Source organism: Pantoea rodasii (assembly GCF_002095465.1).
GTDB classification, from domain to species: Bacteria; Pseudomonadota; Gammaproteobacteria; order Enterobacterales; family Enterobacteriaceae; genus Pantoea; species Pantoea rodasii.
Window position 1 is genome coordinate 679434 of the sequence record NZ_MLFP01000086.1, and the last position, 21054, is coordinate 700487.

Here is a 21054-nt window from a genome sequence, read left to right on the forward strand (position 1 = left end):
GACAATCCGTGACTGTGCACTCCATTGCACAGCTCGCCGGTTTCGCTCAATGACGATACCTGGCTGGACAGCTTGTCCAGCCAGGTATTTCACTCAGGAGAACTGCAAATACGCCACATGGGTTTGCAGATACTCTTCCAGTCCGTGACGTCCATCCGCACCGCCGATACCCGATTTACGCCAGCCCGCATGGAATCCCTGCATTGCCTCGAAATTCTCGCGGTTGACGTAGGTCTCACCAAACTTCAGCTGACGCAGCGCAATCATCGCGGTATTTAGGTTTTGGGTGTAAATCGAAGAGGTCAGGCCATATTCACAATCGTTGGCCAGTGCCACGGCTTCATCGAGGGTTTTAAAGCTCATCACCGGTAATACCGGACCAAAGATCTCTTCACGCATGATCTCCATCTCCTGGCGCACACCGGTAATGATCGTCGGCTCGAAGTAGAAACCTTTATCACCGGCGCGTTTGCCGCCCAGCACCACTTTTCCGCCTTCAGACACCGCGTTGGCGACTTTTTGCTCGACGCGTCCCAGCGCAGCAGCGGTGATCAGCGGGCCCATATCGATGTCGGTTTGTTCGGCCGGATTGCCAAACTTCACCTGCTTCATCGCGGCAGTCAGAGCAGTGATAAAGCGATCATAAATGCCTTCCTGCACATACACGCGCTCTGCACAGTTGCACACCTGTCCGGTGTTGATCACGCGTGAGCTAACGATGGCCTTCACGGCCAGATCCAGATCCGCATCATCCATCACAATGGCGGGCGCTTTACCACCGAGTTCCAGCGACACCTTGGTGACATTTTTCGCAGCGGCTTGCATAGTCGCAATGCCCGCGCCCACGCTGCCGGTCAGGCTCACCAGGCCGACTTTTGGGTTGGCCGCCAGCTCCTGACCCACTTCAGGACCATAGCCAAACACAAAATTAATCACCCTTTCGGCAGGCCAATCTCATGCACAATCTGCGCGAAAATCGCCGCGTTGTTGGGCGTGAGTTCACTGGGTTTGATGGCGATGGTGTTGCCGGTAATTAACGCTGGCGCCGCTTTACGCGCGATCAAAAAGAACGGGAAGTTCCACGGCAGGATACCGGTGGTGACACCGATGGCTTTCTTGAACACGAAGATATTTTCATTCGGGCGATCGCTATTCACGATTTCGCCTTCATAACGACGCGCCCATTCGGCCATGTAATCCAGATAATCCGCGGTGAACATCACTTCCGTTTGCGCCAGCCCCTGTGTTTTACCGCCTTCCGCCACGATCGTGGCCGTCAATTCGGGTTCACGCTGGCGGATACCGGCGGCAATTTTGCGCAACCAGTTGCCGCGTTCTACTGCGGGTAAGGCTTCCCAGCCGGGCTGTGCTGCTTCTGCTGCAGCAATCGCCTGCGCCGCATCGTGCTGAGTGCCCTCAGGCACGCGAGACAGCAGCGCTTCCGTTGCGGGGTTAATCACTTCAATCCACTTGTCGTTCTGATCGTTTACAAACGCGCCATTAATGTAATGTTGATGGTGTGTTGTCATCTGTAGGGTCTCCGCGATCGGTTTCGTTAGCATGGTGTGAAAGAAGAGTGAAACAGATCAAGGTGTAGCACCTTTTTGTCAGTGCCAGAGCGGATGAGGGGATGGCAGAGAAGGGAAGAACGGTACGACAGACGCAGCATTCCTGTTGAAATGCCGCGTATTCAGCGTGTTAGCTCATCACCACTTGATGCAGAAATATCAGGAACCCGGCACTGCCGCGCCGCTGGCGATGAACCAGGCGAGGAAACTGACGCCAGCAATGATGATGGCAATAGGGAAGAGCAGTCCGATTTTCATAATTATCCTGATCGTTAAGCGAGTTGAACAATGGCGCGATGGGTTTTCATCATACTGAACAGCTGAAATTGGCTGGCGTCATCCACTTCGCGCAGATGCTCGCCTTTCTGATAACGAATGCGATGAATATGCCCGAGTTGGCGCCACACCACGATGGCCGATGCCAGCAGGGCGCAGCTCTCTTCACTCTGAATGCAGTCGAGTGTGGCGTAACGCTCTTCATCCAATCCATTAATGAACACGTTCAACGCCTGGGGCGGCACAATGGCGCGGATATCGTCCAGCATCACGCGGCTCACCGGCTGCGACAGCAGCAGCGTTAACCTTTTGCTATTCATCTCATTCCTTCGTTGCGATGATTTTTCCAACGTTATACGGAATTCGCCACGTGGGGGAAAGCTCATCGGGCGGCTTTGCGTGACTGCCATGTTAAACAGCAGGCTGGCAGTCAGTCAAAAACTGTGTCGATCAACACAACAAAAAATAAAAAATATCCCCAATAATAAGTCACTTATGAAAATCAGTCAGAATCTTGCCTGCAAATGCGATTTTGTGATCCTCATGTTGAAGACCCGCCGAATTTTGCCAGCACCGCGCGCTTTCCGGCAGCCATCCAAAGGCTGACGAAAAGCTGCCCACCGTAGACTGCTGCTAATCGGGAAACTGTCGGTTTCCTGTGGGCCTCAACCTTACGAAGGAATAACAATGAACAGTGCCATTCTTGCCGGTATTTTATGGCATCTGGTGGGTGCCGCCAGTGCCGCATGTTTTTATGCTCCGTTTAAGCAGGTAAAAAAGTGGTCATGGGAAACAATGTGGTCAGTGGGCGGCGTGATGTCATGGCTGATTCTGCCATGGGCGGTCAGCGCCGTGCTGCTACCCAACTTCTGGGCGTATTACGGCAGTTTTAGCCTCTCACAGCTGCTGCCGGTGTTTCTGTTTGGTGCCATGTGGGGCGTCGGGAACATCAACTATGGTTTGACCATGCGTTATCTCGGCATGTCGATGGGCATTGGTATCGCCATCGGTATCACCCTCGTGGTCGGTACCTTGATGACGCCGCTGCTGCAGGGTCGCTTTGTTGAGCTGTTCAGCTCGGCGGGCGGGCGCATGACGTTGTTAGGCGTGCTGGTGGCGTTAGTGGGTGTAGCGATCGTCACACGTGCCGGGCTGTTAAAAGAGCGTGCACTCGGCATCAACGCGGAAGAATTTAATCTCAAGAAAGGGCTGGTGCTGGCGGTATTGTGCGGCATCTTCTCGGCCGGGATGTCGTTCGCGATGGATGCGGCGAAACCGATGCATGAGGCGGCAGCCAATCTGGGTATCAACCCGCTGTACGTGGCATTGCCGAGTTATGTCGTCATCATGGGCGGCGGTGCGCTGGTCAACTTGGCCTATTGCTTTATCCGTCTGGCGATCAAACCAGAGCTGTCGGTGCGCCGTGATTTCTCAGTGGCGAAACCGATGCTGCTGGCCAACGTGGCCTTCGCCGTACTCGGCGGCACCATGTGGTATCTGCAGTTCTTCTTCTACGCCTGGGGTCACGCGAAAATCCCTGCGCAATACGACTTTGTCAGCTGGATGTTGCACATGAGCCTGTATGTGCTGTGTGGCGGTTTGGTTGGCCTGGTAATGAAAGAGTGGAAAGCGGTAGGGCAACGTCCGGTGCGCGTGCTGTCGCTGGGTTGTGTGGTGATCATCATTGCCGCTAACATCGTTGGATTGGGCATGGCCAACGGCTAATGGTCAATCCATGAGAGGTGAGCCTGACGCACAGCACGTTGCGTCAGGCTTTGGTATTTTCGATGAGCGGTTCGCGCTGAGGGAGAAAACGCTGGCGCCACGCACTTGGCGTTAAGCCGGTATCGCGCGTAAACACCACCGAGAAGTAGTTACTGTCATCAAAGCCGCAGCGTGCGGCCACTTCACTGATTAAACAATCCTGTGTGCGCAGCAAATATTTTGCCTGGCACAGCTGTAGCTGTCGCAAATAGTGACCCACCGTCATGCCGGTTTGCTGGCGGAACAGCTGCTTTAGGGCACGTTCATTTAATTCATTTTGCTGGCAAAAATGGGCCAGGTCGAATGGGCGGTGCAGCGCACCCTGTAAGGCCGACATCAGCAAATCAAGCTGTTCACCTTCCGGCAGCGCCCATGGACGGTCGGCTGCATAACCATGGCGGCGCAAGATCAGCGCCAGCTGCAGGAACAGGGCTTCAGAGAGTTGAATCGACAATGAATCACTTTTACGGCTCTCCCGTTCAAGCTGGCTGATCACCCCGCGCGCCAGCGCCATGCCGCGCGTGGTTAAGCGCCAGCAGCCGGGTGCATCATCGTCCTGCGGGGCAGTAGCTGGCTCCAGTCGAGACTCAGACGAAAGCGATCACGACAGTAGAGGATGTTATCCAGCGCTAAATCGTTGACGCTGTCATAGCTGTGGCAATCATTGTCGCGGATATAGAACACATCGCCGCAGGTGATTAACCAGGGACGATCGTTGAGCACGTGTAAACCGTTACCGCGCCAGACGATCACAATTTCGCTGAATTCATGACGATGCGGCGGGAAGGAGGGCTGAGGCATGCGTTCGGCCACGGCAATCGGCAGATTGGTGGCCGGGAAATAGTCTTGGCGCGTCAAGATCAGCGACATGGGAATCACTCCGATTACAACATCTGCTGGCGCTCCGCTCGGGGCGCGCAGCCAAATTCCCGCCGAAACAGCGTGGAAAAGTGGTTGCTGTCACCGAATCCACACTGATAGGCGATGTCCGTTATGCGCATATCACTATGGCGCAGTAAATGCCGTGCCTGTAATAAACGCAGCCGATTGAGATAGCGCTGCGGCGTATTGCCGGTTTGCTGCTTCATCTGGCGATGCAGGGTGCGCAGCGAAAGTGAGAAGCGATCGGCCAGCGCATCCCACTCAACATCTTCACTGTAATGCTCATTAAGCCAGTCAAGCAACCGATGCAGGCGCGCTTCCTGACCCTGTGCCTGATCGTTGTGACCCGCTTCGCGCAGCAGCACCAGCAGTTGCAAAAACCGCTGCTCCTGATGCGCCTGACGTTCCAGCGACCAGACATCCTGCTGTTTCATTTGCGTCACGATCTGCAGTGCCTGCGCCATCACTTTGTGATTGATACGCCAGTGCGACGCATAGTTGCCGTTTTCGTCACCGGGCAACAAAGACTGTAAACCGGAGAGAAAGCGAAACGCGGCCGGACTGCGGTACAGCACGTTGGTCAGGCACAAATTTTCTGTCTGCTCATACAGATGACGATCGTGATCGCGCACAAAGCACACGCAGCCTGCGCACAGGGTTTGCGGCTGACCGTTAAACACGTGAATGCCAGAACCTTGCTCAACCAGCACGATTTCATGGAAATCATGATGATGCTCGGGAAAGGCCTGCTGCGGCACGCGCGGCTCAATGGCAATGGCGTAGTTTCCTTCAGGGAAGAAATCAGCACTGTGCAGAACGGTCATGATGCGCCTCTCAATTAACAATTTTGCAACCGAGTCTACGCAGGCGCTGTGCACCTTACCTTGAAATTTAAACCGCCCAGCGCAGGAAAATGGCGAATTATTCAAGATCGGCCAAGTGATTGATGGAATTGCGGTAACGCTCACAACTCTGCTGTCCTTCGGTTCTGTGAGCTTTCTCACGATCATCTTTGCCAGCCTGCCAGCCACTATCACGCGCTGGCAGTAAGGGGAAGGTGGCAAGGCGCCAGGATTCATACGCTAAAGGCATCTCATCACAGGAAGAAACGCCATGAGTATGCGTAACATTGTTGCCATTGATTTAGGCGCATCCAGCGGGCGCGTGATGCTCGCACAATGGACCTCTGCTGACCAGCGCATCACCCTGCGTGAAGTATGTCGTTTTGCCAATCAGCGTGTTCGTCGCGCCGGTTATGACTGCTGGGATCTCGACAGCCTGGAGCAGGCGATTCGTGCAGGATTGGCGCAATTAGATGATGAAGGCATCGTGCCGGATAGCATCGGCATCGATACCTGGGGCGTGGATCTGGTGCTGCTGGATGCCAAAGGCGAACGCGTTGGCGAGGCGGTCAGTTATCGTGACCCGCGCACCGATGGATTGATGGCACAAGCGGTCAGTGAGCTGGGTAAAGCCGCGATTTACCAACGCACGGGTATCCAGTTTCTGCCGTTCAATACCCTTTATCAAATGCGTGCGCTACACCAGCAACAGCCGGACTGGCAGGCACAGGTCAAACATGCACTGATGATCCCGGATTATCTGCATTACCGTCTCACCGGCAACATGAACTGGGAGTACACCAACGCCACCACCACGCAGTTGCTCAATATTGAAACCGGCGAGTGGGATCGCGAGTTGCTGGCGTGGGCGGGTATAGATGCTGACTGGTTTGGTAAACCCACAGCGCCGGGGAATACCGTGGGCAACTGGATCAATGCCAGCGGCAAAAAGATTCCGGTGGTGGCCGTTGCGACGCATGATACCGCCAGCGCGGTATTGGCCACGCCGCTGATGCAGGATGATGCCGCATACCTCAGTTCCGGTACCTGGTCCTTAATGGGCATTGAAAGTCTGCAGCCCTGCGTCAGCCGCACGGCGCTCGACGCCAACATCACCAATGAAGGGGGTGCGGAAGGTTATCGGGTGTTGAAAAACATCATGGGTCTGTGGCTGCTGCAGCGCGTGTGCAGCGAATTGCACATCACCGATCTCTGCCCACTGATTGGCGAAGCGGAAAATGAACCCGCCTGCCGTGCTCTGATCAATCCCAATCATCCACGGTTTATCAATCCCGCCAGCATGGTGCAGGAGATTCAAAACGCCTGCGCCGAGCAGCATATGCCGATTCCGCAAAGCCCTGCAGCGCTGGCGCGCACCATTTTCGACAGCCTGGCACTGCTCTATCGCCAGGTGATTGGCGAACTGAGCACCCTGCGCGATAGCCCCATTCGCCAACTGCATGTTGTCGGCGGCGGCAGTCAGAACCCGCTGCTAAACCAACTCTGTGCCGATGCCTGCGAATTGCCGGTGCTGGCGGGCCCGATTGAGGCCTCAACGCTGGGTAATGTGGGCTGCCAACTGATGGCGTTGGGCGAACTGCGCGATGTGGCCGATTTACGCCGCTGCATCAGTCAAAACTTCCCGTTAAAAACCTTTGAACCCCAGAATGCCAGCGTCTTTGCAGCCCATCAGGCTCGCTTTGCGGCGCTGAGCCAACCTGCTAAGGAACTTGCATATGACAAAGCTGATTGAACAAGCCTTTGAACTGGCGAAACAACGCTACGCGGCATTGGGTATTGATGTGGAACAGGCGATGTCGCAACTGGATGGTATCCCGGTATCGATGCACTGCTGGCAGGGGGACGATGTCCGTGGCTTTGAGAACCCAAATGGCGAATTAACCGGCGGCATTCAGGCCACCGGCAATTATCCTGGGCGGGCACGAAACGCAAATGAACTGCGCGCTGACATTGAGAAAGCCATGTCACTGATCCCCGGCGCCAAACGTCTCAATCTGCACGCCATTTATCTGGAAAGTGACACGCCGGTTGAGCGCGACGCCATTGAGCCGAAACACTTCAGCGGCTGGGTAGAATGGGCGAAAGCCAATAAGTTAGGACTGGATTTTAACCCCAGCTGCTTCTCACACCCGCTGAGCGCCGACGGCTTTACGTTATCCCATGTGGATAAAGGTATTCGCCAGTTCTGGATCGACCACTGCAAAGCCAGCCGCCGTATTTCAGCGCACTTCGGTGAACAGCTCGGTACGCCATCGGTGATGAACATCTGGGTGCCGGATGGCATGAAAGATCTCACCATCGATCGTCTGGCACCGCGCGAACGTCTTGCCAGCGCGCTGGATGAGGTAATCAGCGAGAAGCTCGATCCGCGTCATCACATCGATGCAGTGGAAAGCAAATTGTTCGGTATCGGTGCGGAGAGTTACACCGTGGGCTCCAATGAGTTTTGCCTCGGTTACGCCGCCAGCCGTCAAACGGCGCTGACGCTTGACGCCGGACATTTCCATCCAACCGAAGTGATTTCCGACAAGATCTCCACCGCCATGCTGTACGTGCCGCGCCTGCTGTTACACGTCAGCCGTCCCGTACGCTGGGATAGCGATCACGTGGTGTTGCTCGATGATGAAACACAGGCCATCGCCACTGAGATCGCACGCCACAAACTGTTCGACAAAGTACATATCGGTCTGGACTTCTTTGACGCCTCAATCAACCGCATCGCAGCCTGGGTGATTGGCACGCGCAATGCCAAAAAGGCGCTGCTGCGCGCACTGCTGGAACCCAGCGATCAATTACGCACATTAGAGCAGGAAGGGGATTACACCGCGCGTCTGGCGCTGCTGGAAGAGCAGAAATCCCTGCCCTGGCAAGCGGTCTGGGAAGCCTGGTGTCTGCGCCATGATGTGCCTGCCGATGCCAGCTGGCTGAGCGACGTCCGCCACTATGAACAACAAACATTGCGTCTACGTTAAGGGATCAACCATGCAAAATATTCTCTCTTCTTCATTTGTTCAGGACATGGTGAAAGCCACCAGTGATATGTGGCTAAAGGGCTGGGATGAGCGCAATGGCGGCAATGTCAGCCTGCGCTTACTGCCGGAAGAAGCGCAGGCCTGGTCAGCTGATTTTTATGCCGAGCCGCGCTGTATTGAGTTGACCAAACCAGCGCCGGCGCTGGCCAACGACTGGTTCCTGGTGACCGGTTCAGGAAAATTCTTCCGCAATGTTCAGCTCGATCCGGCCGACTGTCTGGCGCTCTTACAGGTGGACGATAAAGGGCTGTCGTACAAAATCCATTGGGGTCTCAGCAACGGCGGGTTGCCGACCTCGGAGTTGGCGGCGCATTTCCAGTCGCACAGTGTGCGTAAGCAGGTGTCCAACGGGGTTGACCGCGTGATCATGCACTGCCACGCCACCAATTTTATGGCGCTGAGTTACGTGGTGAATCTGGATTCCGCTCGCTTCACGCGCTTGCTGTGGGAAGGCAGCACCGAATGTCTGGTGGTATTCCCGGATGGCGTTGGCATTCTGCCATGGATGGTGCCGGGCACCGACCAGATTGGTCAGGCCACCGCCGATGCCATGGCATCGCACAGCCTGGTGATGTGGCCGTTCCACGGGATTTTCGGTGCTGGCCCGAATCTGGACGAGACATTTGGTCTGATCGACACGGCCGAGAAGTCTTCGGAAGTGGTGGTCAAAGCCTTGTCGATGGGTGGAATTCGCCAGAGCATCAGCACCGAACAGCTGGTGGCACTGGGTGAACGCTTCGCCGTCAAACCGTGGCAGGCAGCGCTGGATGCGGAGCGCAGTGATGTTGCGTAAAGCCTTTGTGATGCAGGTGCATGCCCACTGTCACGATGAATATCTGCGTCGCCATTCACCGATCTGGCCTGAACTGGAACAGACCTTGAAAGCCCACGGCGCGCACAATTATGCGATTTGGCTCGATGCTGAACGTGACTTGTTGTTCGCCAGCGTGGAGATAGAGTCGGAAGCGCGTTGGGAGGCGGTGGCGAACACCGAAGTGTGCCAGCGCTGGTGGGCATCGATGAAGGATCTGATGCCATCAAATCCGGACAACAGCCCGATTGGCCACGCGCTAAAACCGATGTTTTTTATGCCCTAAGGCTGGCAAATATTACGCTTGAGCGCAATTAAGGGGCGGCCGGGAGGTCGCCCCGACTTCAGGGTGATAAAACGTTACGTCTCGGCAAGATATCATGCGTTCAACGCGCAGTAGCCTGCGAGGGCGGGCCAAATGGCCATCTGCGTATCCACAATGCCATCGAGATCATCACGACTTGCGCCTTCACGGGCGCGCACCGACATGCCCTGCAACACACAGGCGAGATAGCTGGCCAGCGTGCTGCTGTTGGCGCAGGGCGGTAATTCCCCGCGCTGCTGTCGAACATCCAAAAACTGTTTCAAGGCGTTTTCCTGCGCATGATGTTGCTTAGCCAGCAGCTGCGCAATCTCGTCTGAACCCGATGACAGCGCGCTGGAGGTGCAGATAAAGAAACAGCCCGCGGGCTTATCGCACTCGGTAAAACAGGCTGCGGTGGCACGAAAATAGGCTTCAATCGCGGCTTTCACATCGAGTGATTCATCATTGAGCACCTGATTACGCTGCGCGCTAAAGGTATCGATATAGCGCTGCATTGCCGCCCGGAACAAACCTTCCTTATTCTCAAATTCAGCGTAAAGCGTCGGCGCTTTTGCACCGGTTGCGTCCACCAAATCCGACAGCGATGTCCCTTCATAACCGTGCGCCCAAAACAGCATCAACGCTTTATCCAGCGCATCGTTGCGATCAAAGACTTTAGGACGGCCACGCGTTTTTCGATTAAGCGTGTCGGTAATTTGCGTCATAGCGCACCTCGCTGCATCAGGAACATGTGATTAAATTACCGATCGCTAACTAAACATGCAAGCGCAGCCGACATTCTCTTCTTCCCGCTTTGCCCGTTTGTGCTTTACCGCTGTCGCAACACTCAAATCGATAAGTGGAAAAGGGCGCTAAAGCCCATAATCACGCCACTTTCAAATAAAATAACGACCGTTAATAAAATGATTGACGAGATACCCACTTCGGCGCTAGCATTTAATTAACGGTTGTTAACTTAATTCAACCGGCCCCTTTCATCTGCATAAGAGAGACGATCATGAAAAGCATTAAACTGGTATTAGCTGCTGTCGCACTGTCATCCATCGCGTTTGGTAGCATGGCTGCCGACTTAGTCAATCAGGCACCGTTGAATCAACAGCAAATCGGTGTGGTGAGCGCATCAGGTAGCACTAACCTGACGTCACTGGAGAACCAGCTATCGGAGAAGGCGAATGCTGCCGGAGCAAAGTCGTTCCGCATCACTTCGACCTCTGGCAACAACAAGCTAAATGGCACAGCGGTAATTTATAACTAATCACCAAAGCGCAATAATTGGCGCAGGGGCGCACCGATGTGTGCCCCTGGTTATGAAGTGTGTTAGCCGTTGGAGCGGAGTTGCGGATATCGACGGAAGATGGTGATACACCAGAACAACGCAACGAGGCCAATGACGCCACCCACGTTACCCACATCCGACATTTTCATATGTGCGCTAACCTGATTACCCAACAGGCACCCGCGCCAATCCCAATGTTATAAATTCCTGAGAACAATGACATCGCTACGTCAGTGGCATCCGGTGCCAGTGACAAGACGCGCACCTGCATTGCCAGGCCAATCATCATCATCGCCATGCCCCAGAAAATACACACCAGCGTAATAGCAGCGGGGCGCACGGCAGCAAACACCAGCAAACCCATACTCAACGTCACGATGGCAATAGCGGCCAGTAACATTGCCGATGGGAACTTGTTGCCTAGCGTACTGAACAGCACGCTGCCAATAATGCCTGCCGATCCAAACAGCAGCAACAGCAGCGTCGTGAAGTTCTCATCGGCGTTTGCCACCACCTGCATAAAGGGTTCGATGTAGCTGTAAGCGGTATAATGCGCAGTGACCACCAGCGTCACCAGAACGTACATGGCGACTAAGGCTGGACGGCGGAACAGCATCGGCACGCTACTGAGTGAACCGGTGTGCTCGCTCGGCAGACGCGGCAATATCCGCACCAGCAGAATGAGCAGTACCAGCGCGGATAAGCCGATCATGCCGAAGGTGGTACGCCAGCCCAGATATTGCCCGACGATACGACCAATCGGTACACCCAGCACCATCGCCAGCGCCGTGCCGGTTGCCAGCATGCTCAACGCCTGCGTTTTCTTGCCGGCTGGGGCCACTCGAATGGCGAGCGATGCGGTAATCGACCAGAACACCGCGTGAGCCAGGGCGATGCCGATACGTGATAACACCAGCGAGTTAAAATCCCATGCCACGGAGGAGAGCACGTGGCTGACGATAAACAGGATAAATAAGACTGACAGCAGCAGACGGCGCTCAATATTGCGCGTCAGCAGCATCAATGGCAGCGACAACAATGCGACCACCCACGCGTAGATGGTCAGCATGATGCCAACATCGGCGGTCTTCATGGCGTAACTTGCGGCGATATCCGACAGCAAGCCAACAGGGACAAATTCAGTGGTATTAAAAACAAAAGCGGCAATAGCCAACAGCACAACGCGTAGCCAGGCTGTTTTACGTGAAACGGTAGTTGATTGCATGGAGTTCAAATCGATCAGACACGAGTGAGGGGGTGAAACGCACCCGGTTAAGTGACCTGTGTCACAAATTGTGGCTATTGTGGAGCATTAGTGAGCGGATGAAAACCATGAGAGCGGTTTTTATTACTGATTATTTTTTATCGCAAAAGGCCCGGTTAATAGCCTGAGGTTATTAACAATTGTGATGGGCTGACAGGAATGAATCGGGTCGCGGGAAAAAGCGGTGCGTAGCGCATTAAGATCCAGTGATGATTAAGCCGGCTGTTTCTATATTAGAACGATGTGACAGCGGTGCTTATCATAACCCCTTAAGCGCTACTCCATGGTCAGGCCAGCATTATCAGAGTCTCACCATGTGTTTTAGCGCCACGCTATGTTGAGTGGTCAGGTTTTTTTTACCGCCACCGGGCAGCAATGCTCACAGCCCAGCGCGCTGGTGTAATATTTGCGCGCTTGCTGGATGGCGGCGGTTGCGGTGTAAAAAGTGCCGAGAAAACGCCGTGCGCCATCGGATGGAAGAAACGGGCAACCCGTTGCATGTACCACATGGTTGTCGTTATAGCCGGCTTGCTTATCGACGTAATAATAGAGTTGCATCTAACGTCCTCATTGCTGTGAAAAAAGAAAATCTAACTATTGTTGGAATAGAATGAATTATAGCGATGAATCACCGTTTTGTTTTAAGTGGAACTGATTGATCGCGCTGGGGAGGGGACGTCAGGTTGAAGCGGGGCTCAATGGCCCCGGATAAAGATGAAAGGTATTACAGTTTTCGGCACTGCAAACGCCAGCCGACGAACAAAGCCAGTAGCAACAGCACACTAATAAACAGGGTCACGCCCATCCAGCCATAGCTGTGCCAGAACACGCCGCCTAACGTCCCCGCCACGCTGGAACCCACGTAATAGCTGAACAGATAGAGCGAGGAGGCCTGCCCTTTGGCGCGGCGTGCGCGTGGACCAATCCAGCCACTGGCGACAGAGTGCGCGGCAAAAAAGCCGGCGGTAAACAACATCATGCCCGGCAGTATCAGCCAGAGCGTGTTGAAGGCTGTCAGCAGCAGCCCAGCCAGCATGATCGCGGTGGCGCCAATCATCACCGGGCCACGGCCAAAACGACTGGTCATCGCGCCTGCTTTAGGAGAACTCCACGATCCGGTCAGATAAACCACCGACAGCAGTCCCACCACCGCCTGGCTTAACGACCAGGGCGCGCTCAATAAACGGTAGCCGATGTAATTAAACAGCGTCACAAACGCGCCCATCAGCAGAAAACCTTCTGCAAACAGGAACGGCAACCCCTTGTCGCGCCAGTGCAGGCGGAAGTTGATGAGCAGACTCCGTGGGCGCAAAGAGGCGGGGCGGAAATGGCGTGACGCGGGTAAAATTTTCCAGAACATCAGGGCGCCAGCCAATGAGAAGCAGCCGATCACGCCGACGGCGACACGCCACGAGAAGAAATCGGTCAGCACACCGGTGAGCAAGCGTCCGCTCATGCCGCCAATCGAGTTCCCACTGATATACAGCCCCATCGAGAAGGCAATAACCCGGGGGTGAATCTCTTCACTTAAATAAGTCATGCCGACTGCTGCCACGCCACTGAGAGACAGGCCGATTAGCGCGCGCATCATCAGAATGCCTTGCCAGCTGGTCATGGTGGCGGAGATCAACGTGCAAATTGCCGCGAGCATCAGGGCGGTGACCATCACCGATTTACGCCCGATGGCATCGGATAGCGGGCCGGTAAACAGCAAGCCCAGTGCCATCAGTCCGGTTGAGAGTGACAATGAAATGCTGCTCTCGGCGGGTGAGACGCCAAACTGTTGTGACAGCACGGGCAGAATCGGCTGCACGCAATACAGCAACGCGAAGGTGGCCAATCCTGCGGAAAATAATGCCAGCGTGACGCGCATAAATTGCGGCGATCCACGCTCAATCCATTCTGAAGAAGCTACGGTTGATGCAGGCTTATCGGACAACGCGTCTTCATGAATTGTCACTGCCTGGGAAGAGCGACTCACGGAATATCCTTGGATGAGAAACGGTCTGATTACTGTAGGAAAGTGGGAATAGGTTGTACAATATATTAATAATCTCAAATAAGACGTTTTAAATATGAATGTCGAACTGCGTCACCTGCGCTATTTTGTCGCCGTCGCCGAAGAGCTGCATTTTGGCCGCGCAGCACAACGATTGAATATTTCCCAACCGCCGCTCAGCCAGCAGATTCAGCAGCTGGAGCAGGAGATCGGCGCGCAGCTGTTCACGCGTACCAATCGCAGTGTGCAAATCACGCCGGCGGGCCAGCTGTTTTTACAGGATGCGCGTGCGATTCTGCTGCAGGTAGAACAGGCCGCCAGTCGGGCCGCCCGTGTGCACAGCGGCCAGGAAGGGGAGTTGCGAATTGGCTTCACTTCCTCGGCACCGTTTACTGGGCTGGTTTCCGATGCGCTGTATCAGTTCCGCCAGCGTTGGCCGGAAGTGCACATTTCGATGCAGGAAAATAACACCCGTCAGCAGTTGTCACCGCTGCATGAAGGTCGGCTGGATTTGGGCGTGATGCGCAACACGCCGCTACCGAGCGATTTGCAGCATCGAGTGCTATTACGTGAGCCGTTGTGCGCGCTGGTGCATTGGGCGCATCCGCTGGCAGATGCAGAATCGATCTCCATCCAGGCACTGGCCAACGAACCCTTCGTGTTTTTTGATCCGCAGGGCGGTACCGCTTTGTATAGTGAAACGCTAGCGCTGCTGCACCGTTATCAAATCAAACCGTTTATTACTCAGGAAGTGGGTGAAGCGATGACGATTCTTGGCCTGGTGGCCACCGGATTGGGCGTTTCCATTTTGCCGGCCTCATTTCGACGGGCTCGACTGGCCGATGTGGTGTGGATCCCCTTACAGGAGCATGATGCCATTTCTGAAGTCTGGCTGGTCTGGTCAGCCACGCGTGAACCCAGTGCGCAGATGCACAATATGATGCAACTGATGTTGATGAATGCCGAGATTTGAACCAGTTGGTGAATAATGGCCCGATCTTTATGTGCGATAAATCACATTTCTAATCAAATATTTGACGCTGCCTGCCAATCTGCATCACCATAGCTGCTGTTTATTTAGAAGCGCGAAAATATCCGGGAGCAGGGCGTGAATCTGGACAGTCAGCCTGGCCACATTGACCAAATAAAACAGACCAACGCAGGTGTGGTTTACCGACTGATTGACCATTACGGCCCGATTTCGCGTATTGAGCTTTCTAAACGTGCCCAGCTGGCGCCCGCCAGCATCACCAAAATCGTGCGTGAAATGCTTGATGCACATTTGGTGCAGGAAACCGAGTTTCAGGATCCCGGCAGTCGCGGACGTCCGGCGATTGGCTTAATCCTTGATACCCTTGCCTGGCACTATCTTGCCATCCGCATCCAACCGGGACAGATCACGCTTACGCTGCGCGATCTCAGCAGCCGGGCGTACAGGAAGATCGCCTGCCACTGCCTGCCAGCGCCGGGCAACCGCTGCTGCAGACGTTGCAGGATCTGGTTAACGACTTCTTTATTCGCCATCAGAGCAAACTCGAGCGTTTGACCGCCATCGCCATCACGTTACCGGGCTTGATCAATGCGGCTTCCGGTGTGGTGCATCGTATGCCGGGCTACGACGTGCAGGAGATGCCGCTGGGTGAAACCCTCTCGACGCTCACGGGATTACCGGTGTTTGTGCAGCACGATATTTCCGCCTGGACGCTGGCCGAAGCGCTGTTTGGTGCCTCGCGTGGTGCGCAGGATGTGATTCAAATTGTGATTGATGAAACGGTGGGCGCGGGCGTGATCAGCGGCGGTCAATTACTGCATAAACGCGGGCGCGCGCTGGTTGAAATTGGCCATACGCAGATCGATCCTTACGGTCAGCAGTGTTACTGCGGCAATCATGGCTGTCTGGAGACCGTGGCCAGCACCGGCAGTTTATTGCAATTAGCGGCGCAGCGCTTAACTTCGCAGCCCGACAGTTTGCTGCATCATCAGCCCCTGACTATTGCCAGTTTATGTACTGCTGCACAGCAGGGCGATCGGCTAGCACGTGATGTGATTGCCGGTGTCGGCCACCATATTGGTCGCATGCTGGCGATGATGGTGAATATCTTTAATCCACAACAAATCCTTATCGGTTCTCCGTTGAATCAAGCGGCTGATGTGCTGTTTCCGGCCGTCAGCAGTACCATTCGTCAACAGGCTTTGCCTGCTTACAGCCATGAAATTCAGCTCACACCCACCAGCTTCAGCGATCCTGGTACTCACGGTGCTGCCGCGTTGATCAAAGACTCGCTGTACAGCGGACATTTATTGGTGAAACTGTTGCAAGGTTAATCACTGCTCGCCTTAAGTTTGCGCTAACGCAATCTGCCGTTATCAACATTTCCTTAAACTGCCTTCTTCGCAGGTTACACATCGCTTTACCGAAGGAGGAATAAGGTGAAAACAATCTTTGTCACCGGTACCGACACCGCGGTGGGTAAAACCGTCGTGTCACGTGGGCTATTACAATGTTTTGCCAAAGCGGGCCTCTGTGCAGCGGGTTTTAAACCTGTTGCCAAAAGTGCACAGCACACACCAGACGGGTTGCGTAATAAAGATGCTTTGCTGTTGCAGCAGGCATCAGGTCTCGAACTCCCTTATCACGCGGTCAATCCCATTACGCTGGAAGAGGATGAAATCAGCACCAGTGCATCCGTGCGGATGGATTATCCCTTACTGAGCCGCAGCCTCGATCAGTTACAAAATCGCGCAGAACGCGTCGTGGTGGAAGGAACGGGCGGCTGGCGCAGTCTGATGAATGACCTGCAGCCGCTTTCGAATTGGGTCCAACAGGAACAACTGCCTGTGGTGCTGGTGGTAGGCATCAAGGAAGGTTGTATTAGTCATGCTTTACTGACTGCTGATGCTATCGCCCGCGATGGTCTGCCTTTGGTGGGATGGGTCGCCAATCGTATTAATCCCGGACTGGCACATTACGCTGAAATCATTGAAGTTCTGCGTGAGAAGCTAGGCGCACCGCTGTTGGGTGAATTGCCCTATCTGCCGCGTGCCGAGCAGCGTGAGTTGAGTGGTTATCTGGATATTTCTCTGCTGGATGAGGCGTTGCTGCACATTGATAGTGCACTGCCTGCGGCATGATGAAACGAAGTGATGCAAATGATCGGTTGGTGAATCTAAGGTTTCGGATTCAGCTTCCGATGTTTGTCTGTTTAAATCAGTTTATTTTCATGCGGTTATAAATTTCTTTTTCGATGTGATTGCCTGTGGCGTGAATCATGCATCAGCCATGCTGATGAATATTCTGCCGGAGCACTCACATGTCGCACTCCCCCAAAGGTTTATTGTACGGGCTTGATACCCGCATTGGACCGGTTCCCGCCTTTTTCGCTGCGCTGCAACACGTGCTTGCCAGCGTGGTGGGGATCATTACCCCGCCGCTGATTATTGGCTCAATCCTCGGATTGCAGGCTTATATTCCCTATCTGATCAGTATGTCGTTACTGGTTTCTGGCCTGGGGACGTTTCTGCAGGCGCGCCGCTTTATGGGCATCGGAGCGGGTATGATTTGCCTGCAAGGCACCAGCTTTGCTTTTCTCGGTGTCATCCTGTCAGGTGGCTTGATGGTGAAAGCTCAGGGCGGTTCACCGGAAGCGATTATGGCGATGATCATGGGTTGCAACTTCGTGGCCGCGTTTATCCCGATGCTGATCAGCCGTTGTGTTGCGCCATTGCGTAAAGTGCTGACACCGGTGGTAACGGGCACGGTGATTACCTTGATCGGTATCAGTTTGATTAAAGTGAGCATTACCGATTGGGCTGGCGGTCATAACGCCGCTGACTTCGGCGCGCCGGGAAATCTGGCGTTGGGCGCGCTGACGTTGCTGGTGATTATCGTGCTTAACCGTTCTGCTAATCGCTGGACGCGACTTGTGGCGGTGGTGGCGGGCATTGCCGTGGGCTGTCTGGCTGCGGCACTGACTGGACATCTGCCTATCAAACCGATGGCCACCAGCTCTTGGCTGGTTTTGCCTTCATTTTTCCGTTTTGGCTTTGATTTTAGCTGGAGCATTTTCGTACCGATTGCGCTGGTGTCGGTGATTTGCGTGATTGAAGCGGTAGGGGATTTGACGGCGAATTGCCTGATTTCGCAGCAACCGATAGAGGGTGAGGGTTTCCAGCGTCGTTTGCAGGGCGGCATTTTGGCAGATGGTATTAGCTGTTTGTTCGCCGCGATGTTTTCGGCATTCCCTAACACTACTTTTGCGCAAAACAATGGCGTGATTCAGATGACCGGCGTGGCCAGCCGTTATGTTGGCATGGTGATTGGCGTGATGCTGTTGCTGTTGGGTGTGTTCCCGGTGATCGGCAATGTGTTGCAGCAGATTCCGCCACCGGTTCTTGGCGGCGCAACCTTGGTGATGTTTGGCAGTGTAGTGGCAGCAGGCATTCGTGTGATGACGCAATCACCGTTGGGCCGCCGTGAGATGTTGATCGTCGCGGTGTCATTTGGCATTGGTTTAGGCGTAGAAGCGGTGCCCGAGGTGTTGAAGCAGTTGCCGCCGCTGGTGAGTAATTTGTTTGGTCATGCGGTGACCACGGGCGGCATTCTGGCGATGCTGTTGAATATTGTGCTGCCATCGGAGCGGGGGGATGAGCGAGTGATTAATGCGGTGAAGGAAAATCACTGATTTTGCGTTGGGAGAGTTGGGGATCTAAACCAATGGCTGTGAGTTTGTGCGTACGTCGGAAGAGGCGGCAGATCGTAAAGACGCCATAAACCATCCCTGGGGCTCGGCCCGCGCCATCCCTGGCGCAGGACGCTTTACTCCTCTGCCGCCTCTTCCGACGTTTCAGCGGCTGTGCGGTTTGTTTGCATTCGGGCTGTCGTGCGAAATGCCCTGAGATTCAGTCAGTGTGAAAATTGTTTTTGAAATTGTGAGTGAGTTGGAAGAGGTGGGGGTTTAAACCGCTGGCTGTGAGTCGGTGCGTACGTCGGAAGAGGCGGCAGATCGTAAAGACGCCGTAAACCGTCCCTGGGGCTCGTCCCGCGCCATCCCTGGCGCAGGACGCTTTAATCCTCTGCCGCCTCTTCCAACGTTTCAGCTATCGTGCGGTTTGCATGAAGTCAGGCTATCGCGCGGCTTATCTGGGTTCAGGCTGTCGTGCGATTTGCTGTAAAATTCAGTCATCGCTGTATTGCCGCGCTATTGGTTAAGGATTCAGTCTGCGGCGCGTACGTCCTGAGCTGAGATAATCTGCGATATAGTCCTGCGAAATCTCACCGCTGTAACGACCTTCCTCATCGACGATCGGCATCCAGACGGTGTTGTGCTCATAGAGTTTTGATAGCACGACGCGCAGATTCTCTTCGGCCTTGCCCGTCACCTTGAAGGTATGCAACATCTCCTCGCAGCGTCCGGGGGCATTTCGTGCCTCGCGGCGTTTAACAAAGCCCAGCGGCTTGCCGTCTTCATCCACCACGGTGACGGATCGCATATCATTGTCATCCATAGTGGCGAACGCCTCCTGCAACGGCGTGCTGCGCTGCACGGTGATGGTTGGCTGCTGATCGGTGACGTCGCCTGCCTGCACCAGCAGCAAGCGTTTCAGTGTACGGTCCTGACCAACAAAGGATCCGACAAAATCATTGGCCGGTTTCGCCAGCAGCTCATCGGGACTGGCGCACTGCACGATTTTGCCTTGTCCAAAACCGCGATGCGGTCGCCCAGTTTCAATGCTTCATCGATATCATGGCTTACCAGCATCACCGTTTTCTTCAGCTGGCGCTGCATCTCAAGAAATTCATTCTGAATCACTTCACGGTTAATCGGGTCAACGGCACCGAAAGGTTCATCCATCAGCAGCACCGGAGGATCAGCCGCCAGCGCGCGAATCACGCCGATACGCTGCTGCTGGCCACCTGACATTTCTCGCGGATAGCGATGCAGGAATTTGCTGGGGTCGAGCGCCACCATGCTCATCAACTCAGTGGCTCGCTCGCGGCAGCGCTTTTTATCCCAGCCCAGCATACGCGGCACTACGGTAATGTTCTCTTCAATGGTCATGTTGGGGAACAGGCCAATTTGCTGGATCACGTAGCCGATATTACGGCGCAGCGTCACGGTGTCCTGACCGCTGGTGTCTTCGCCGTTGATCAAAATCTTACCGCTGCTGGCCGGGATCAGGCGGTTGATCATCTTCAGCGTGGTTGTTTTGCCGCAGCCGGAAGGGCCGAGCAGCACACACATCTCTCCGGCAGGGACTTCCAGGCTGACGTTATCCACGGCGTTGAAGGAGGTGCCGTTTTTTTGCGTAAAGGTTTTCGTCAGGTTTTCCAGCTTTATCATTATCGAATCCCCTTAGGAGTCAGCGCCGACTGCAAACGGTGCAGTAGCCAATCAAGCACAATCGCTAATAAACAAATCATCAGTGCACCTGCAATCAGCATGCGCACATCACTTCCGCTGATACCGTCAAGCAGCTGTAAGCCCAATCCGCCCGCGCCGATCACTGCGGCTATCGCCATCACACCGACGTTCATCACCACGGCAGTACGAATACCGCCGAAGATCACCGGCAGCGCCATCGGAATTTCCACCCAGCGCAGACGCTGCCAGAAGGTCATGCCAATACCACGGCCCGCTTCACGCAATCCTGGCGACAGGTTCTCCAGTGCGGTATGGGTGTTGCGCACAATCGGCAGCAGGGAGTAGAGGAACACCGCGCAAATGGCAGGCAATGCACCAATGCCCTGACCGATCATAGAAAACAGCGGAATCATCAAACCAAACAGCGCGATGGTCGGAATGGTCAGTACGATGGTGGCGATACCGAGCACCGGCGTCGCCAGCCATTTGAAGCGCACAATCAAAATGCCCAATGGCACGCCGACAATGATGGCGAATCCCACCGCCACCAGCACCAACCAAGTATGCTGCCAGGTTAACGCCATCAGGGTGTGCCAGTTGCTCATAATGTAACGCAAAGTCTCCATGACGCC

At 54.7% G+C, this 21054-nt stretch carries 15 protein-coding genes and 6 pseudogenes; 10 read left to right on the top strand and 11 right to left on the bottom strand.

Going from position 1 to position 21054, the window contains the following annotated elements:
* Positions 1-93: 93 nt before the first annotated feature.
* The 3 genes and pseudogenes from aldA to HA45_RS26545 form a co-directional block, all read right to left on the bottom strand.
* Positions 94-1529 (bottom strand): annotated as a pseudogene (gene aldA / locus HA45_RS26540) (aldehyde dehydrogenase).
* A 198-nt stretch (positions 1530-1727) separates the two neighbouring features.
* A complete protein-coding gene (locus tag HA45_RS27260) occupies positions 1728-1826 on the bottom strand; it encodes a YoaK family small membrane protein (RefSeq protein WP_141399000.1) in 99 nt (32 codons plus the stop codon).
* A gap of 14 nt (positions 1827-1840) precedes the next feature.
* Positions 1841-2164: a hypothetical protein gene (locus HA45_RS26545; protein WP_100700552.1), complete on the bottom strand. Its 324-nt coding sequence runs from the start codon at positions 2162-2164 to the stop codon at positions 1841-1843.
* 367 nt (positions 2165-2531) lie between these two features.
* Here HA45_RS26545 and rhaT point away from each other — a divergent pair, with 367 nt between their 5' ends.
* Positions 2532-3569 (top strand): L-rhamnose/proton symporter RhaT, encoded by a 1038-nt coding sequence (gene rhaT / locus HA45_RS26550; protein ID WP_100700551.1) that lies wholly within the window; start codon positions 2532-2534, stop codon positions 3567-3569.
* 43 nt (positions 3570-3612) lie between these two features.
* Here rhaT and rhaR read toward each other — a convergent pair.
* Both rhaR and rhaS read right to left on the bottom strand, forming a co-directional pair.
* Positions 3613-4478: pseudogene (gene rhaR, locus HA45_RS26555) on the bottom strand (HTH-type transcriptional activator RhaR).
* Between the two features lie 14 nt (positions 4479-4492).
* On the bottom strand, positions 4493-5314 hold the full coding sequence (gene rhaS, locus HA45_RS26560; protein WP_100700549.1) for an HTH-type transcriptional activator RhaS: 822 nt from the start codon (positions 5312-5314) through the stop codon (positions 4493-4495).
* 289 nt (positions 5315-5603) lie between these two features.
* Between rhaS and rhaB the strand changes: the two genes are divergently transcribed.
* From rhaB to rhaM, 4 genes are read left to right on the top strand one after another with little or no spacing between them, the layout of a single operon-like run.
* Positions 5604-7085, top strand: coding sequence for a rhamnulokinase (gene rhaB / locus HA45_RS26565; protein ID WP_100700548.1), 1482 nt, complete (start codon positions 5604-5606; stop codon positions 7083-7085).
* Positions 7069-8325: an L-rhamnose isomerase gene (locus tag HA45_RS26570; protein WP_100700547.1), complete on the top strand. Its 1257-nt coding sequence runs from the start codon at positions 7069-7071 to the stop codon at positions 8323-8325. The genes rhaB and HA45_RS26570 overlap by 17 nt, the downstream gene beginning before the upstream one ends.
* A gap of 10 nt (positions 8326-8335) precedes the next feature.
* Positions 8336-9178 carry a rhamnulose-1-phosphate aldolase gene (rhaD, locus tag HA45_RS26575; protein ID WP_100700546.1) on the top strand — a complete coding sequence of 281 codons (843 nt, stop codon included), beginning with the start codon at positions 8336-8338 and terminating at the stop codon, positions 9176-9178.
* Entirely contained in the window at positions 9168-9482 is a 315-nt protein-coding gene (rhaM, locus tag HA45_RS26580; protein WP_100700545.1) for an L-rhamnose mutarotase, read from the top strand. The genes rhaD and rhaM overlap by 11 nt, the downstream gene beginning before the upstream one ends.
* Positions 9483-9574: 92 nt before the next feature.
* Here the strand turns inward: rhaM and HA45_RS26585 are convergent, their stop codons facing one another.
* The gene (locus HA45_RS26585) at positions 9575-10225 is read right to left on the bottom strand and encodes a TetR/AcrR family transcriptional regulator (RefSeq protein WP_100700544.1); all 651 of its coding nucleotides are present in this window, start codon (positions 10223-10225) and stop codon (positions 9575-9577) included.
* Positions 10226-10518: 293 nt separating this feature from the next.
* Between HA45_RS26585 and bhsA the strand changes: the two genes are divergently transcribed.
* Positions 10519-10776: a multiple stress resistance protein BhsA gene (gene bhsA / locus HA45_RS26590; protein WP_100700543.1), complete on the top strand. Its 258-nt coding sequence runs from the start codon at positions 10519-10521 to the stop codon at positions 10774-10776.
* Positions 10777-10838: 62 nt separating this feature from the next.
* Here bhsA and HA45_RS26595 read toward each other — a convergent pair.
* The 3 genes and pseudogenes from HA45_RS26595 to ynfM all read right to left on the bottom strand — a co-directional run bounded on the left by HA45_RS26595 (position 10839) and on the right by ynfM (position 14042).
* Positions 10839-12022 (bottom strand): annotated as a pseudogene (locus tag HA45_RS26595) (sugar transporter).
* A 340-nt stretch (positions 12023-12362) separates the two neighbouring features.
* Positions 12363-12619 (bottom strand): annotated as a pseudogene (locus HA45_RS26600) (hypothetical protein).
* 166 nt (positions 12620-12785) lie between these two features.
* Positions 12786-14042, bottom strand: a complete 1257-nt coding sequence (ynfM, locus tag HA45_RS26605; protein ID WP_100700540.1) for a multidrug efflux MFS transporter YnfM/SxtP(Kp) — start codon at positions 14040-14042, stop codon at positions 12786-12788.
* 94 nt (positions 14043-14136) lie between these two features.
* Between ynfM and HA45_RS26610 the strand changes: the two genes are divergently transcribed.
* The 4 genes and pseudogenes from HA45_RS26610 to HA45_RS26625 all read left to right on the top strand — a co-directional run bounded on the left by HA45_RS26610 (position 14137) and on the right by HA45_RS26625 (position 18742).
* The gene (locus HA45_RS26610) at positions 14137-15033 is read left to right on the top strand and encodes a LysR family transcriptional regulator (protein ID WP_100700539.1); all 897 of its coding nucleotides are present in this window, start codon (positions 14137-14139) and stop codon (positions 15031-15033) included.
* Between the two features lie 135 nt (positions 15034-15168).
* Positions 15169-16385 (top strand): annotated as a pseudogene (mlc, locus tag HA45_RS26615) (sugar metabolism global transcriptional regulator Mlc).
* Between the two features lie 105 nt (positions 16386-16490).
* Positions 16491-17192, top strand: a complete 702-nt coding sequence (gene bioD, locus HA45_RS26620; protein ID WP_100700537.1) for a dethiobiotin synthase — start codon at positions 16491-16493, stop codon at positions 17190-17192.
* A 179-nt stretch (positions 17193-17371) separates the two neighbouring features.
* A complete protein-coding gene (locus HA45_RS26625; RefSeq protein WP_100700536.1) occupies positions 17372-18742 on the top strand; it encodes a nucleobase:cation symporter-2 family protein in 1371 nt (456 codons plus the stop codon).
* 523 nt (positions 18743-19265) lie between these two features.
* On the opposite strand, the pseudogene osmV reads toward HA45_RS26625, so the two are convergent.
* A pseudogene (gene osmV, locus HA45_RS26630) lies at positions 19266-20401 on the bottom strand (osmoprotectant ABC transporter ATP-binding protein OsmV).
* Positions 20401-21048 carry an osmoprotectant ABC transporter permease OsmW gene (gene osmW / locus HA45_RS26635; RefSeq protein ID WP_100700534.1) on the bottom strand — a complete coding sequence of 216 codons (648 nt, stop codon included), beginning with the start codon at positions 21046-21048 and terminating at the stop codon, positions 20401-20403. The pseudogene osmV and the gene osmW overlap by 1 nt, the downstream one beginning before the upstream one ends.
* Positions 21049-21054 lie beyond the last annotated feature (6 nt).

Coding starts and splice junctions, on each gene's coding strand:
- rhaD (WP_100700546.1), top strand. CDS start 8,336: ATGCAAAATATTCTCTCTTCTTCATTTGTTCAGGACATGGTGAAAGCC.
- HA45_RS26570 (WP_100700547.1), top strand. CDS start 7,069: ATGACAAAGCTGATTGAACAAGCCTTTGAACTGGCGAAACAACGCTAC.
- HA45_RS27260 (WP_141399000.1), bottom strand. CDS start 1,826: ATGAAAATCGGACTGCTCTTCCCTATTGCCATCATCATTGCTGGCGTC.
- osmW (WP_100700534.1), bottom strand. CDS start 21,048: ATGGAGACTTTGCGTTACATTATGAGCAACTGGCACACCCTGATGGCG.
- rhaT (WP_100700551.1), top strand. CDS start 2,532: ATGAACAGTGCCATTCTTGCCGGTATTTTATGGCATCTGGTGGGTGCC.
- HA45_RS26545 (WP_100700552.1), bottom strand. CDS start 2,164: ATGAATAGCAAAAGGTTAACGCTGCTGCTGTCGCAGCCGGTGAGCCGC.
- rhaB (WP_100700548.1), top strand. CDS start 5,604: ATGAGTATGCGTAACATTGTTGCCATTGATTTAGGCGCATCCAGCGGG.
- rhaM (WP_100700545.1), top strand. CDS start 9,168: ATGTTGCGTAAAGCCTTTGTGATGCAGGTGCATGCCCACTGTCACGAT.
- HA45_RS26610 (WP_100700539.1), top strand. CDS start 14,137: ATGAATGTCGAACTGCGTCACCTGCGCTATTTTGTCGCCGTCGCCGAA.
- rhaS (WP_100700549.1), bottom strand. CDS start 5,314: ATGACCGTTCTGCACAGTGCTGATTTCTTCCCTGAAGGAAACTACGCC.
- HA45_RS26585 (WP_100700544.1), bottom strand. CDS start 10,225: ATGACGCAAATTACCGACACGCTTAATCGAAAAACGCGTGGCCGTCCT.
- HA45_RS26625 (WP_100700536.1), top strand. CDS start 17,372: ATGTCGCACTCCCCCAAAGGTTTATTGTACGGGCTTGATACCCGCATT.
- bhsA (WP_100700543.1), top strand. CDS start 10,519: ATGAAAAGCATTAAACTGGTATTAGCTGCTGTCGCACTGTCATCCATC.